Origin of the sequence: Colwellia sp. BRX10-1 (assembly GCF_014077545.1) — a bacterium.
In the GTDB taxonomy this organism is placed as follows: Bacteria; Pseudomonadota; Gammaproteobacteria; order Enterobacterales; family Alteromonadaceae; genus Colwellia_A.
In genome coordinates, this window is record NZ_JACGWC010000009.1 from 134588 (window position 1) to 149427 (window position 14840).

General features: G+C 37.7%; 14 protein-coding genes and 1 tRNA gene. 6 read left to right on the top strand and 9 right to left on the bottom strand.

All coding sequences use genetic code 11. The features are described from left to right. Window positions 1–65 precede the first annotated feature (65 nt). A complete protein-coding gene (gene cspD, locus H4J75_RS10035; RefSeq protein WP_070373660.1) occupies window positions 66–293 on the bottom strand; it encodes a cold shock domain-containing protein CspD in 228 nt (75 codons plus the stop codon). Window positions 294–493: 200 nt separating this feature from the next. On the opposite strand from cspD, the gene clpS reads away from it, so the two are divergent. Further along, window positions 494–814 (top strand): ATP-dependent Clp protease adapter ClpS, encoded by a 321-nt coding sequence (gene clpS, locus H4J75_RS10040; RefSeq protein WP_070373659.1) that lies wholly within the window; start codon window positions 494–496, stop codon window positions 812–814. Between the two features lie 28 nt (window positions 815–842). Continuing rightward, complete coding sequence (clpA, locus tag H4J75_RS10045; RefSeq protein WP_182216003.1) at window positions 843–3092, top strand: ATP-dependent Clp protease ATP-binding subunit ClpA; 2250 nt, start codon at window positions 843–845, stop codon at window positions 3090–3092. Window positions 3093–3240: 148 nt separating this feature from the next. On the opposite strand, the gene H4J75_RS10050 is transcribed toward clpA, so the two are convergent. Together H4J75_RS10050 and H4J75_RS10055 are read right to left on the bottom strand one after the other, a co-directional pair. Then, complete coding sequence (locus H4J75_RS10050) at window positions 3241–4302, bottom strand: 3-deoxy-7-phosphoheptulonate synthase (protein ID WP_182222041.1); 1062 nt, start codon at window positions 4300–4302, stop codon at window positions 3241–3243. Between the two features lie 137 nt (window positions 4303–4439). After that, complete coding sequence (locus tag H4J75_RS10055; protein WP_070373656.1) at window positions 4440–5249, bottom strand: pyruvate, water dikinase regulatory protein; 810 nt, start codon at window positions 5247–5249, stop codon at window positions 4440–4442. A gap of 323 nt (window positions 5250–5572) precedes the next feature. On the opposite strand from H4J75_RS10055, the gene ppsA reads away from it, so the two are divergent. The 3 genes from ppsA to H4J75_RS10070 all read left to right on the top strand — a co-directional run bounded on the left by ppsA (window position 5573) and on the right by H4J75_RS10070 (window position 11541). Beyond that, window positions 5573–7951, top strand: a complete 2379-nt coding sequence (gene ppsA, locus H4J75_RS10060; protein WP_182222042.1) for a phosphoenolpyruvate synthase — start codon at window positions 5573–5575, stop codon at window positions 7949–7951. Window positions 7952–8153: 202 nt separating this feature from the next. Beyond that, complete coding sequence (locus tag H4J75_RS10065; RefSeq protein WP_182222043.1) at window positions 8154–11231, top strand: FAD-binding and (Fe-S)-binding domain-containing protein; 3078 nt, start codon at window positions 8154–8156, stop codon at window positions 11229–11231. Window positions 11232–11337: 106 nt separating this feature from the next. Continuing rightward, window positions 11338–11541 (top strand): hypothetical protein, encoded by a 204-nt coding sequence (locus H4J75_RS10070; RefSeq protein ID WP_070373653.1) that lies wholly within the window; start codon window positions 11338–11340, stop codon window positions 11539–11541. 25 nt (window positions 11542–11566) lie between these two features. Here H4J75_RS10070 and H4J75_RS10075 read toward each other — a convergent pair whose 3' ends face one another. The 6 genes from H4J75_RS10075 to H4J75_RS10100 all read right to left on the bottom strand — a co-directional run bounded on the left by H4J75_RS10075 (window position 11567) and on the right by H4J75_RS10100 (window position 14576). Beyond that, a complete protein-coding gene (locus H4J75_RS10075; RefSeq protein ID WP_182216104.1) occupies window positions 11567–11905 on the bottom strand; it encodes a TusE/DsrC/DsvC family sulfur relay protein in 339 nt (112 codons plus the stop codon). After that, window positions 11896–12192 (bottom strand): sulfurtransferase complex subunit TusB, encoded by a 297-nt coding sequence (gene tusB, locus H4J75_RS10080; protein ID WP_182171813.1) that lies wholly within the window; start codon window positions 12190–12192, stop codon window positions 11896–11898. Before tusB ends, H4J75_RS10075 begins: the two co-directional genes overlap by 10 nt. Window positions 12193–12197: 5 nt before the next feature. Further along, entirely contained in the window at window positions 12198–12566 is a 369-nt protein-coding gene (gene tusC / locus H4J75_RS10085; RefSeq protein WP_182215997.1) for a sulfurtransferase complex subunit TusC, read from the bottom strand. A 10-nt stretch (window positions 12567–12576) separates the two neighbouring features. After that, window positions 12577–12951, bottom strand: a complete 375-nt coding sequence (gene tusD, locus H4J75_RS10090; RefSeq protein WP_182222044.1) for a sulfurtransferase complex subunit TusD — start codon at window positions 12949–12951, stop codon at window positions 12577–12579. Window positions 12952–13077: 126 nt separating this feature from the next. Then, a complete protein-coding gene (locus H4J75_RS10095) occupies window positions 13078–13743 on the bottom strand; it encodes a Bax inhibitor-1/YccA family protein (RefSeq protein ID WP_070373648.1) in 666 nt (221 codons plus the stop codon). Between the two features lie 254 nt (window positions 13744–13997). Continuing rightward, window positions 13998–14576 carry a DNA-3-methyladenine glycosylase I gene (locus H4J75_RS10100; protein ID WP_070373647.1) on the bottom strand — a complete coding sequence of 193 codons (579 nt, stop codon included), beginning with the start codon at window positions 14574–14576 and terminating at the stop codon, window positions 13998–14000. Between the two features lie 148 nt (window positions 14577–14724). Here H4J75_RS10100 and H4J75_RS10105 point away from each other — a divergent pair. Continuing rightward, window positions 14725–14815, top strand: a tRNA-Ser gene (locus H4J75_RS10105). Window positions 14816–14840: the final 25 nt, after the last annotated feature.

The window sequence follows — 14840 nt, forward strand, 5'->3', positions numbered from 1 at the left end:
AAAAATACCTGGTTGCTAGATGAGCAAACAGGTATTTTATTGGATTATTGCAGCGCAATAGAAAATTATTCTTCACCCATAGCTTCAATTTCATCAGGTGTAATACTAGCAGCATGATGGCCTTTGGGGCCTGCATTTAGTTCATAATCAACGTCTTGACCAGCTTTTAATGTACGGTATCCTTCCATTTGGATTGTTGAATAATGCGCGAAAATATCTTCACCACCATCCTCTGGACGAATAAAACCAAACCCTTTTGCATTATTAAACCACTTCACTGTCCCGTGAGCCATACTTCAACTTCCTTCTACATCGGTAATTAGGTATGCTTGCATAAAAGCATTAACATAAATGTATTAATGATTAAAAAATAATCACTAAAGTAAACAGTAGACAAGTTATATAAATAATCAAGTTAATTTTATCAGTTAATTGAATATTTATTTTTTTAAATGTTAAAGCAAAATCACTAGGTACAGACTAATATAAAATTATGAGCAAGTGGAAAGAGTTACTAGATAATCAAGAAGTCCTTGAAGACGAACTTGTAGAGCAATTTGAAAAGCCCCCTATGTATACTGTTGTGTTACTTAACGATGATTATACGCCGATGGATTTTGTCATAGATGTGCTGTGTCGATTTTTTAATATGAACTCAGATAAGGCGACCGACGTAATGTTAGAGATTCATTATAAAGGAAAGGGGCGATGCGGTACTTTTACTGCTGAAATAGCAGAAACAAAAGTTGAACAAGTTAATCAATACGCATTAGAAAATGAGCACCCATTGCAATGTACAATGGAAAAAGCGTGAATTCGCATGGTTTAAAGTGGAGTAGTCTATGCTGAACAAAGATTTAGAAATATCATTAAATATGGCTTTCCGTCAAGCCAAGGACTCCCGTCATGAATTTATGACGGTTGAGCATTTATTATTAGCCTTATTAGATAACCCTTCATCAATCGAAGCGCTTAAAGCTTGTGCTGCCGATATGGGAAAAATACGTAAAGAGTTATTAGATTTTATAGCAGAAACAACGCCAGTGATCCCAGAAGGGGAAATTGAACGTGAAACTCAACCAACGTTAGGTTTTCAGCGCGTATTACAACGAGCCGTTTTTCATGTGCAATCTTCTGGAAAAAGTGAAGTTAACGGTTCCAATGTCCTGGTTGCTATTTTCAGTGAACAAGAATCTCAAGCGGCTTACTTTCTGAAAAAATCAGACATTAGTCGTTTAGACATTGTAAATTTCATTTCTCATGGAATTTCTAAAATAGAACATACGGATTCTCCGCAATCTACCGAAGAAGCTCACGTTGAAGAACCCCGTACTATTGAAAACTTTGCTACTAATCTTAACGAAGAAGCGAGAAAAGGGAATATTGACCCGCTAATTGGTCGCGATAGCGAATTAGAACGAACTTTACAGGTGCTAAGTCGTCGTCGTAAGAATAACCCTTTATTTGTTGGTGAAGCAGGGGTGGGTAAAACGGCTATTGCCGAAGGACTTGCCAATTTAGTTATTTCTGACGATGTACCTGAATTCTTAGCTGAAACCACTATTTACTCGCTTGATATGGGCGCTTTATTAGCGGGCACCAAATACCGTGGTGATTTTGAAAAACGTTTTAAAGGCTTATTAAAAGAGTTGGAAGAAGAGGGCAATGCCATTCTATTTATCGATGAAATTCATACGATAATTGGTGCTGGTGCTGCTTCCGGTGGCATGATGGATGCTTCTAATTTAATAAAACCATTATTATCATCAGGAAAACTTCGTTGCATGGGTTCAACGACCTACCAAGAATACCAAAGTGTTTTTGAAAAAGATCGTGCATTAGCGCGCCGTTTTCAAAAAATAGATGTTGTTGAGCCAAGTGTTGATGACACCACTAAAATATTGCATGGTTTAAAAGAAAAATACGAATCACATCACGGTATTCGTTATACCAATAAAGCCTTGCGTGCAGCTGCACAATTGTCGGCTAAATATATCAATGAGCGTTTTCTTCCTGATAAAGCCATTGATGTTATTGATGAAGCGGGTGCAAAACAACAATTAGTTGCTGCTTCGAAGCGTAAAAAAGTAATTAACGACAGTGATATAGAATCTATTGTTGCCAAAATGGCGAGGATCCCTGAAAAGTCAGTTTCATCATCAGAAAAAGACAGCCTTAAGACATTAGACCGTAACTTGAAAATGGTTGTTTTTGGACAAGACCACGCTATTGATGAACTGACGTCAGTAATTCGCTTATCTCGTGCTGGTTTAGGTAATGAACACAAACCTGTTGGTTCGTTCTTATTTGCTGGGCCAACTGGGGTGGGTAAAACAGAAGTAACACAACAATTAGCTAAATCTTTAGGTGTCGAACTATTACGCTACGACATGTCAGAGTACATGGAGAAACATGCGGTAAGCCGCTTAATAGGTGCTCCTCCAGGTTATGTTGGTTATGAGCAAGGCGGTTTATTAACGGATGCAGTAATCAAGCATCCTCATTCTGTGGTTTTGTTAGATGAAATTGAAAAAGCGCATGAAGATGTTTATAACATTTTATTGCAGGTCATGGACCACGGAACATTAACCGATAATAACGGTCGTAAAGCTGATTTTAGAAATATTGTTTTAGTGTTAACAACCAATGCGGGAGCTCATGAAATAACTCGCCAATCTATTGGTTTTAAACAACAAGATCAGTCAATTGATGCAATGGGTGAAATTAATAAAACCTTCTCACCTGAATTTAGAAATCGTTTAGACAATATTGTCTGGTTCAACCATTTAGATGAAGTTGTTATTCAACAAGTGGTTGATAAATTTATTGTTGAACTACAGGCACTACTTGATCAAAAAGGCGTTTCATTAGAATTAACGAAAGACGCTAGAAAATGGTTGGCTGTTAACGGTTATGATAAATCGATGGGCGCTCGACCTATGTCACGTCTAATACAAGAGCACTTAAAGAAACCATTAGCTAATGAATTATTGTTTGGTGATCTAACACACGGTGGCGTGGCGAAAGTTGGTGTCAAAAAAGATAAATTAGTACTCAGTTATATTCAAAAGAAAGAATTGGTTGAGCATTAGCAGCAAACGGAGCTAACCAAACACTTTACGTTACGGTGTTTGGTTTGGTTTCACTTAGATAAATTTTGCTGAATATAAAAAAGCCGCAGGGGAGTTATCCTCAGCGGCTTTTTTTATTTAAGCGTTGAAATATGCTTTATAGATAAATTTAACGTTGAGTTGAACGTTTAGCTTGAACAGCCGCCGATAACTCATCTAACAAACTGACACTGGTGTCTAAGTTAATACAGGCATCAGTGATACTTTGTCCGTAGGTGAGTTTGTTAACATCAACCACTTTTTGATTACCCTCAACTAAGAAACTTTCAACCATTACACCAAATATAGCGTTGTCGCCTTGCTCCATTTGAGCTCTTAAAGAGCGAGCAACATCAATTTGTTTGTTATGGTCTTTAAAACTATTACCATGGCTACAATCGATCATAATACGATTTTCTAAGCCAGCTTTAGCTAATACTTCACCGGTCTTACTAATGTTTTCTGCGTGATAGTTCGGCTCTTTACCGCCACGTAAAATAACATGAGCAAATGGGTTACCATGCGTTTGATAAATACACATTTGACCACTTTTATTGGGTGAGTATAGAACATGAGGCACACTAGAGGCGTTGATGGCGTCAACAGCAATCTGTACATTACCGTCAGTGCCATTTTTAAAACCTACCGGACACGAAAGGGCTGAAGCTAATTCTCGGTGAACTTGGCTTTCAGTTGTTCTAGCACCAATAGCTCCCCAGCTTATTAAGTCTGAAATATATTGGCCGGTCACCATATCTAAAAATTCAGTGCCCGCAGGTAAACCGAGTTTATTAATATCCATTAATAATGAGCGAGCTAGGTTTAAGCCTTTGGCTACATGAAAAGATTTATCTAAATCAGGGTCACTGATCAAGCCTTTCCAGCCAACCGTTGTACGAGGCTTTTCAAAATAAACACGCATGACAATCAATAAATCATCTCGGTACTTATCATGTAATACTTTAAGTTTCTCTGCGTAATCAACAGCAGCAGTGGTGTCATGAATTGAACACGGGCCAATAATGACCAGTAAACGGTCGTCGTCACCGGTGATAATCGCTTCAATGTCTTTTCTGCTTTGGATGATAAAACTCGCTGTTTCATCATCTAGTGGGATTTGCTGTGCTAATTCTTCAGGAGAAACAAGGTTTTCAATTAGCGTGGTTCTAAATTCGTCCGTTTTAATAGTCATGGTAATCTAATTTTTTATTTGAAGGCGTTAATGCGCAATAAAAAAGTCAGCGCAATATAATTTATCGCGCTAACATAACCAAATTAGCGGCTTATGTGAAATGCTTTCTGTATTTTCAAAGATTAATTTGAACTAAGTTAATATTTATAGCGTTGTAAGCCTGTTTCATTGAGGATTTTTGCTGATATTTCTTCTACGGAAAACTTTGTGCTGTTAAGGAAGGGAATTTTTTCTTTCTTATACAGTTTTTCAACTTCTCTAACTTCCATTCGACACTGTCGTGCTGATGAATATTTACTGTTCGCTAATCTTTCACCGCGAATATCAATTAAGCGTTGTGCGTCGATAGTTAAGCCAAACAGTTTCTTTTTATGAGGTTTTAAAAAGTCAGGTAAAGTCAGGTCGTCCATATCATCATCAGTAAAAGGATAGTTCGCTGCTTTGATACCATATTGTAGTGCGAGGTATAACGAGGTTGGTGTTTTACCCGAGCGCGATACACCCACTAGAATAACGTCGGCATGCTCATAATTGGTAACATTTGAACCATCATCATTGGCCAGTGAATAATTAACCGCATCAATACGATAATCATAACTATTTTCGTGAATACTGTGCGTGCGATGAGCGGTAGGCTTAGCGTCTAGTTGCAGTTCTTTCTCAAGTGGCGCGACAAAATGCTCTAGGAAGTTATAAATAACGCCATCACAACTATCAATAATTTTTCTAATGTCGTTATTAACAAAGGTATGAAAAACTAACGGTGGCATACCGGTACGTTTAGCGGCCTTATTAATTTTTATTTTTGCCGCTTCTGCTTTTTCAACAGTTTCAACAAATGAAATAGTGTCGTGATCAAATTCCATTGGGAAAAGTGATAGCAAAGCATGACCAAAAACCTCTGATGTAATGGCTGTGCCATCAGAAATATAAAAAGCAGCGCGCATTTAAAAACCTCTTTATTATTTTTAATACCCAACCAATAAAATTAGCTGAGTTTTTTTATAGTTAAAATAAATGACTACTGCCAGATAAAATTAATAAGTAGGTTAATGACTTAATAAATTTTATGCAGGATATTTACCCATTTTTCTGATGAAAACTAGGCCATTCAATTAATCAAATGGGTATAACTGTAACTTATACTGAAATGTTTCAAATAACATTTCAGTTTATAAAGTTCGCAGTGTAAAATGTCTTAAGCTATAAATATACTGATATAACTCATAAATCTATTTATTTTTGTTTCTTTTTTTTTGGAGAAGATGTCGTGCAAGAAAATGTACTTTGGTATGAAGTTTTAGGAATGAATGATGTTGACCGCGTTGGCGGAAAAAATGCATCACTTGGTGAAATGATCTCAAACCTTTCAAACGTAGGCGTGCAAGTCCCAGGCGGTTTTGCTACGACTTCCTACGCATTTAATGAATTCTTAGAACAAAGTGGCATCAACGACAAAATATATCAGTTGCTTGATAATTTAGATGTTGATGACCTAGCCGCATTATCAAAATCAGGTGAAACAATCCGTAATTGGATCATAGAAACACCATTTCTACCTGAAATGCAGCAAGATATAGCAAAAGCCTACACCACCTTAGCCGATGGTTTTGCTGACGATGCTTCATTTGCTGTTCGTTCTTCAGCAACGGCAGAAGATATGCCCGACGCTTCTTTTGCGGGACAACAAGAAACTTTCTTAAACGTACGTGGTTTTGACGCTGTGATGATAGCGATCAAACATGTTTACGCTTCTTTATTTAACGACCGTGCTATTTCTTATCGTGTTCATCAAGGTTATGACCATCGTGGTGTTGCTTTGTCTGCTGGCATTCAGCGTATGGTACGTAGTGATATTGCTTCAAGCGGTGTGATGTTCTCTATTGATACTGAGTCTGGCTTTGAAGACGTAGTCTTTATTACCTCAAGTTACGGTTTAGGTGAAATGGTGGTGCAGGGCGCAGTTAACCCTGATGAATTTTATGTTCATAAACCTACACTTGCTAAAGGTAGACCGTCGGTTGTTCGTCGTAATATCGGTAGTAAAGCCATAAAAATGATTTACACCACAGATCAAAGTCATGGCAAACAAGTTGAAATTGTTGATATTGAAGAAAAGTTGTCTAATCAATTTTCATTAACCGATGATGAAGTTCAAGAACTTGCCAAACAAGCCGTTATTATTGAAAAGCATTATCAACGTCCAATGGATATTGAATGGGCTAAAGATGGCTTAGACGGTAAGCTTTACATCGTTCAGGCGCGCCCTGAAACAGTTCGTAGCCGCGAAAGCGCTAATGTCATGGAACAGTTTCAATTACAAACAACCGCTGATGTTATTTGTGAAGGTCGCTCAATAGGTCACAAAATTGGTAGTGGTGAAGCAAAGGTTTTAGCTTCACTGGCTGAAATGGATAAAATTAAGCCCGGTGATGTTTTAGTCACCGATATGACCGACCCTGATTGGGAGCCTATTATGAAGCGTGCTTCTGCGATTGTTACTAATCGTGGTGGTAGAACTTGTCATGCTGCAATTATTGCTCGTGAAATGGGTATTCCTGCGGTTGTTGGTTGTGGTGATGCGACAAAACGTATTGCGAATGGCGATGATATTACCGTTTCTTGTGCTGAAGGTGATACTGGTTTTATCTACAAAGGTAAACTTGATTTTACTGTAACCACTTCTCAAGTTGATTCGATGCCAGAAGTTCCATTAAAAATAATGATGAATGTTGGTAACCCAGACCGAGCCTTTGGTTTCGCTCGTTTACCTCATGCGGGTATTGGTTTAGCACGTTTAGAATTCATCATTAATAAGATGATTGGTATTCATCCAAAAGCATTGTTAAATTTTGATGAGCAATCTGACGATTTAAAAGATGAAATTAACGATATTATCGTTGGTTATGCTAGCCCAGTTGAATTTTATATTGCTAAGCTAACTGAAGGCATTGCAACCTTAGCGTCAGCTTATTCGCCTGAGAAAGTAATCGTTAGAATGTCTGATTTCAAATCAAACGAATATGCTAACTTAGTTGGCGGCGACGTGTTTGAACCGGAAGAAGAAAATCCAATGATTGGCTATCGCGGCGCAGCACGTTATATCTCTAAAGATTTCCGTGAATGTTTTGCACTTGAGTGTGAAGCGATTAAACGCGTGCGAAACGACATGGATTTTACCAACGTTGAAATCATGATCCCATTTGTTCGTACGGTAGAAGAAGCCGAGCAAGTTATTGAAATACTCGCTGAGAATGGTCTAAAACGTGGTGAGAATGGTTTACGCGTTATTATGATGTGTGAATTACCGTCGAACTGTCTGTTAGCCGATCAATTTCTAGATCATTTTGACGGATTTTCTATCGGTTCAAACGATTTAACGCAATTAACACTAGGTTTAGACCGTGACTCTGGTTTAATCGCTCATTTATTTGATGAACGCAATCCAGCCATTAAAGCCTTATTGTCGATGGCGATTAAAGCTTGTAAAGCGCGTGGTAAATATGTCGGTATTTGTGGCCAAGGCCCGTCAGATCACCCTGATTTTGCCGCATGGTTGGTTGAAGAAGGTATCGACAGTGTTTCGCTTAATCCAGATACGGTATTAGCGACTTGGTTGTATATTGCTGAAAACCACAAGAATAAATAATCGTATAGCGTGGTTTATCGATTAATAATGTGAGGTCATAGCCTCACTGGCAATATAATAAACAAAGGCTAGGTTCTTTTTACTATAAGTTTAGTTAAAAAGTTCTTAGCCTTTTTGCACTCTTCAACAAAACTTGAGTCATAATTCAAAACTGACGTGATATACTTACCTTAACCTTAAATCGTTAATATGTTTTTCGTCTATGTCTCAGAGCTTACCTTCATTAGAACACCAAGAACTTATCGCTCCATTGTATCAAAAGTTTTCTCAGGAGCTTGGTAACAGTCAATATAGCGGTGAAATTAATTGCCAATATAGTGCTCGGCTAGCGGTTGCTACCGACAACAGCATTTATCAACAATTACCACAATTGGTTTTACATCCTCGAAGTAAGCAAGACGTACAATTGATCAGTCAATTGTCTTCAACGCCAAAGTATCAAAGTATTAAGTTTAGTGCGCGTGGCGGTGGAACTGGCACCAATGGACAAAGCTTAACGCCAGGCATTGTTGTTGACTTGTCAAAATATATGAACCGTATTTTAGAAATTAATATTGAAGAAAACTGGATACGTGTTGAAGCGGGCGTCATCAAAGATCAATTAAATGATTATTTACGTCCACACGGTTTTTTCTTTTCTCCAGATTTATCAACCAGTAGTCGTGCAACCATTGGTGGCATGATTAATACTGATGCTTCCGGACAAGGCTCTCTGGTCTATGGCAAAACCTCTAATCATGTTTTAGCCCTAGAATCAGTTTTAGCCAATGGTGACTTTCTGTCAACATCTCCGATGTCCATTGAGGAAGCGGAAGAACTCGCGCAACAAAATAGCAGTTACGGCCATATTGTTAAACAAGTACTGGCCTCATGTCGTGACAACAGAGCCTTGATTTTAGAAAAATTTCCCCGTTTAAATCGTTTTTTAACAGGTTATGATCTAGAAAATGTTTTTAATGATGATTTAAGCCAAGTTGATATTTCTCGTCTGATCACCGGTTCAGAAGGTTCGTTAGCCTTTGTTTGTGAGGCAAAACTCAACTTAACGCCAATTTTAAAAGCTAAAACACTGATTGTAATTAAATATGACAGTTTTGATTCTGCGCTGCGCCATTCACCGGCACTCGTTGAAGCTAAAGCGACTTCAGTTGAAACCATCGATTCAAAAGTCTTAAATTTAGCCAAACAAGATATTGTCTGGCATTCGGTGCGAGATCTAATCACCGATGTTGACAGTAAAGTCATGGACGGTATTAATATTGTTGAGTACAACGGCACCAGTATTGAAGCGTTAGCCGATCAAGTCGCACAATTAACAGCACGTTTAGATAGCGACATTAGCAATAATACCGGTGTTATTGGTTATCAAGTGACCACTGATTTAAGCAGTATCAATAAACTTTATGGTATGCGAAAAAAAGCCGTTGGCTTGTTAGGCAACACAGCAGGTAGTCAAAAACCATTAGCTTTTGCCGAAGATACGGCCGTGCCACCCGAAAACTTAGCGGATTACATTGTTGAGTTTCGCGCATTACTTGATAGTTATGGTTTGCACTACGGCATGTTTGGTCATGTTGATGCGGGTGTTTTACATGTCCGCCCAGCACTCGATATGTGCGATCCTGAACAAGAAAAGTTGCTCCGCGAAATCTCTGATAAAGTGGTAACGTTAACCGCTAAATATGGTGGTTTAATGTGGGGTGAACATGGCAAAGGTTATCGAAGCGAATACAGTCCAAAATTTTTCGGTGAACATTTATTTACTGAACTAAGAAAAATTAAAAGTGCTTTCGACCCGCATAATAAAATGAATCCAGGTAAAATTTGTACGCCACTTGAATCGAGTGAAAAACTAGTCTCGGTTGACGACACTAAACGGGGTTTCTATGACCGGCAAATACCTATAACGGTAAAAGATTCATTTAGTTCAGCGCTCGACTGTAATGGCAATGGCTTGTGTTTCAATTATGATGTAGACAGCCCAATGTGTCCTTCAAGCAAGGTAACGCGTGACCGAAGACATTCGCCGAAAGGTAGAGCAGGCTTGATGCGTGAGTGGTTACGTCTTTTAGAAGCTAAGGGAGTCGATATCCTTAGTTTAGAAGAAAACATTCAGCATTGGTCTGTAAAACGTTTATTAGATAAGATAAAAAATCGTTTTTCAGCACATCAAAAAGAAGATTTTTCTCACGAAGTGATGGAAGCGATGCAAGGCTGTTTAGCCTGTAAAGCTTGTGCGAGTCAATGCCCTGTAAAAGTAGATGTTCCAGATTTTAGAGCGCGCTTTGTTAATTTATATCATTCAAGATACTTCCGTCCGTTAAAAGATCACTTAGTCGCTAATGTAGAAACATTAACGCCATTAATGGCCAAATCTCCGAAATTAATTAATTCGGTATTATCCCATAAATGGTACGACAAATTTTCACGAGCAACGATTGGTTATATTGATACTCCGATACTTTCTGTACCTACCTTAGCAAAGCAAGTCAGAGAAAAAAATTATCAATCCTTTGATCTTGCTTATTTACAAGGGTTCAATAAAGAGCAACAAGCGAGTCATGTGCTGATCGTTCAAGACCCGTTTACTTCTTTTTATGATGCTAACGTCGTTGAAGCTATGATGGCATTAATTGAAAAGTTAGGTTTTACCCCAATATTATTACCGTTTAAACCTAATGGTAAACCGCAGCACGTAAAAGGATTTTTAGCTAAATTTGCAAAGACAGCTAAAAATACCGCTGAATTTTTAAATGAACTTCATCAGTTAAATATACCTATGGTCGGTTTAGATGCTTCATTAACGCTTTGCTATCGCGACGAATATAAACAAACGCTTGGTGATAAGCGTGGCGATTTTCACGTGCTGTTAGCCCATGAATGGTTATTAACGGTTATAGAACATCAGAATACTAAAATAGCACTTTCATCACTAACGGGTGATAAACCAGTGGCGCCTTATAAATTATTTGCACATTGTACTGAGAAAACGGCATTAGCCGGTAGTGAAGGGCAATGGCGTGAGATATTCAAGTTATTTGGTTTGACACTTGAAAACGTCTCTGTGGGCTGTTGTGGTATGGCTGGTACTTACGGACATGAGCAAGTAAATTTTGAAAACTCGAAAATGTTATTTGAAATGAGTTGGCAAGATAAGTTAGCTAAATTAGAGGCTAAACAAGTCTTAGTGACTGGCTACTCCTGTAGAAGCCAAACAAAGCGTTTAGGAAACATGCAGACTCGTCATCCTGTGGAAGCGTTATTATCAGCTTTTGATTAAATGTTATCATTGACTAAAGTTATGATAAAGAGAGTCGATATAGTTTGTGACAAATGTTGTACTTGTTCTAACTTGCTATGTGCATAGCTAAAACGTGAGAGGCTTTATGTCGTTATCATTGAATAATATTGAAAGTGTGCAAACAGATATAACTACAGGTTATGCATTAAAAACCGCAGCCTTATCTAAAGGTCAGCAAGAGCTTGAAGGTGAAATGGCGCTAAAGCTTATCGCCTCGGCTGGCAGTGTTGACTCCGTGGCATTACCAACATCAGGTAGCAGTGGTTTCACTATCAATATTAAAGTTTAATATTGATAGTCGGAGAGTAAAACGTTTAAATACAGCGTGCTGGTTTTGGTAAACCAGCATACTTTGTTGCTTGTTTTGCTGGCCCTTCTTTGAATAATCGATATAAGTACCGACTACTTGATTTTTCTTCGCCAAATTCTGCTTTCATCGCTTTTGTTAACGCTCTTATTGCCGGGGACGTATTGTAAGTCAGGTAGAACTCTCTAACGAAGCGTATAACTTCAAAGTGTTGCTCCGTTAATACCAATTGGTCTTTATCAGCAATTATCTGCGCTAAATCTGTATGCCAGTCTTTAAAGTTAATTAAATAACCTTGCTTGTCGGTGGCTATTTCTTGCTCATTAAAAAATAAACTCACTGCCAAGTTACCGATTTTTCTGTTGCACAAATCAATGTCATTAATGCATCGAGTGATAAAGTGTTTATTTTTTCTTTATCAATCGTTATAGCTCTTGCTTGTGCGTGCGCTTCAACAATATAAAGCGCGGGCAGCGCTATTTTACTTAAGGCTTGTTGCCATAAATCATGACTAAGGTTGTAGCAACCATCATCAAGTAGCACGATAGTGTCATTTGCTTGTATTACGTCAAGACATTGTTCAAAGTCGCTTGTTTGAAAAGCGGATGTGCGCACTAAGTGAAGCATACTCATGTGGGTTAAAACCTTAATATTGATTGATGTTGGTGTAATGATATCGAGAACTCTGCACGGTCAAGTACGGCTACGTTTTCAATAGAAAAATCGTTAGCCAAGCCACGTTGAGTCAGTGAATGTTGGCAAACATAAATATTTTCAATATCATAAAACTCTAATGCCGCTAACGTTTTTAAAAAGTCTTTTTGTTGGATAAATTCAGGTTGTTGTTTGGGTATTAATTGATAAACGCCATCGCCTTGAAAATACAAACTAATGGCTTGTTCATAAGAGCCAAAAATAAGGGCAACATCAAGAGAATCTTTAGCATTTGCTGCTGAAAAGGGTGCGCTGGCATTAACGATAGCAAGTGATTTTTTGGCTTCAGACATGATAAATTCCTTACAGTTGAATTAAACGATCAGAGTTGACATTCAATTCTACTAACTCACCTAGGCCCGATAAGGTAAATGCCTGATGAATAGTAGCGGCTTGACCATCATTAATATCATCACTTAGCCCACGTTTTTCTGCTGCAGTAGCACATAAGTGTAAAGGAATATCATAGTCGTGATGTAATTGTTGCCATTGTCGATGCGCTTGGTATTCGTCATTAGGGAGTGCAAGGTGCTGGCTACCATTTAAAACACCGTCTTGATAAAAAAATACGCCAACAACGTTAATATCACTCTTTAACGCAGCGGTAACCATATTAATAGCAGTAGCCGTTAAGTTACTGTTGGGCGGGGTGGTAATAACAAAGGCGAGTTTTTTCACAAAATGTCCTACATACACAAGTAAATAGTGATTATAAATGAATATAAAAAAACCTCGGTGACCGTAAGATCAACGAGGTTTTATATTATAAGCAATAACTCACTTACATTCTATTATCTTACGATATTAATCATCGCCGCCCATTACGCCTAAAAGGTGTAATAAATGCACGAAGATGTTGTAAATATTCAAGTATAAAGAAATAGTTGCTCGAATGTAGTTGGTTTCACCACCATTAATTATACGACTAGTATCAAACAAGATTAAACCAGACATAATCATGATAATAGCTGCGCTAACTGCTAATGAAAGAGCCGGTATTTGAAAGAAAATATTTGCAATACTTGCAACTATTACCACAATTAAACCGACCATCAAAAAACCACCCATAAACGAGAAGTCTTTTTTGCTAGTTAATGCATAACCCGATAAGGCGAAAAATATTAATGCAGTACCACCTAAGGCTTGCATTATCATTCCAGGACCTGCAGGCATTGCAGCGTAATGGTTAAGCATAGGGCCTAGAGAGGCTCCCATTAAACCAGTGAATGCAAAAATCCAAAAAATACCACTCGCTGAATCAGCTTTTTTGTTTACAACAAACATTAAGCCAAAAGCGACTAATGTCATTATAAGAGCTGCGCCGTGTGGCAAGTTCAACGACATAGAAATAGCGGCAGTAACGGCACTAAAAGCTAATGTCATTGATAACAACATATAGGTATTTTTAAGTACCTTGTTAATTTCTATAGCTGAGCTTTTACTCGCTTGTAAACCAATATTTGATTGCATAAAACTTCCTCTGATAACTTTAGTTATACTTTTTAGATAAGGCCATTTAAGTCAAATTCAAGAGTACTCTTAAACTTTCTTTATGACATCTTGACATATTATGACATGGCGTTTTTTAAAATACTATTATTTAGTTGCTTAAATTTGTTGATATTTACTAATAATTTGTGAATATTTGTAACTAAAAAATTTAGCCGCATTAACTAGCATTGGTGGCTTGTTGGTGATTGTTATTTTTCCAAGGTATTACTCAGTTATTTTCTAAAACAGCTATTTGAGTGGTCATTTATCAATCCGGTTGCTTGTAAATGTGAATATAAGGTTGTTGAGCCTAGAAATTTAAAGCCAATCTTCTTCATGTCTTTGGCTAATCTATCACTAATAGGGGACGTAGCAACTGATTTCTCTGTATCATTTATACTGTTAACTTGGGTTTTATTATCAACATAAGACCAGATGAACTGACAAAAACTTCCGTACTCTTGCTGTATTTCAATAAATCGTTGTGCATTATTAATAGCTGCTACTATTTTTAGCCTGTTGCGTACTATTGAGGCATCTTGCATTAAACGTTCTACATCGTCGTTAGTAAACCTTGCAACTTTATTTACATCAAAGTCTAAAAATAACGTACGGTAACCTTCACGTTTCTTAAGAATAGTGTACCAACTTAAGCCAGCTTGTGCAGATTCTAAAACAAGGGATTCAAACATCACTTTATCGTCATGAACCGGCACTCCCCATTCTTCATCGTGGTATTTTACATAATCAGGTTTTGAGGTATCAAGCCAAGAACAGCGGCACTTGTTTACAGAAAAATTATTATTACCCATACACACCCTTGAAGATTGTTTAAATAGCTAGCGATTTGTTGTTTTTTTTAGCAAACAAACATTTTTGTTAAATAAATGCTTTACAAGTCTTTTTCTACACTTTAATATTCGCCTCGTCTTCAAGCAAGCAATTGTTTTGAGACATTCAGGTGAGATGGCTGAGTGGTCGAAAGCACTGGTCTTGAAAACCAGCAAGGGTTTATAGCCCTTCTAGAGTTCAAATCTCTATCTCACCGCCAAACAAAGAAAAACCGCTAATCGAAA

Bases quoted from the DNA above. Each gene is read 5' to 3' on its own strand.
- cspD (WP_070373660.1), bottom strand. From the start codon at position 293: ATGGCTCACGGGACAGTGAAGTGGTTTAATAATGCAAAAGGGTTTGGT.
- clpS (WP_070373659.1), top strand. From the start codon at position 494: ATGAGCAAGTGGAAAGAGTTACTAGATAATCAAGAAGTCCTTGAAGAC.
- clpA (WP_182216003.1), top strand. From the start codon at position 843: ATGCTGAACAAAGATTTAGAAATATCATTAAATATGGCTTTCCGTCAA.
- H4J75_RS10050 (WP_182222041.1), bottom strand. From the start codon at position 4,302: ATGACTATTAAAACGGACGAATTTAGAACCACGCTAATTGAAAACCTT.
- H4J75_RS10055 (WP_070373656.1), bottom strand. From the start codon at position 5,249: ATGCGCGCTGCTTTTTATATTTCTGATGGCACAGCCATTACATCAGAG.
- H4J75_RS10065 (WP_182222043.1), top strand. From the start codon at position 8,154: ATGTCTCAGAGCTTACCTTCATTAGAACACCAAGAACTTATCGCTCCA.
- H4J75_RS10070 (WP_070373653.1), top strand. From the start codon at position 11,338: ATGTCGTTATCATTGAATAATATTGAAAGTGTGCAAACAGATATAACT.
- tusB (WP_182171813.1), bottom strand. From the start codon at position 12,192: ATGAGTATGCTTCACTTAGTGCGCACATCCGCTTTTCAAACAAGCGAC.
- tusC (WP_182215997.1), bottom strand. From the start codon at position 12,566: ATGTCTGAAGCCAAAAAATCACTTGCTATCGTTAATGCCAGCGCACCC.
- H4J75_RS10095 (WP_070373648.1), bottom strand. From the start codon at position 13,743: ATGCAATCAAATATTGGTTTACAAGCGAGTAAAAGCTCAGCTATAGAA.
- H4J75_RS10100 (WP_070373647.1), bottom strand. From the start codon at position 14,576: ATGGGTAATAATAATTTTTCTGTAAACAAGTGCCGCTGTTCTTGGCTT.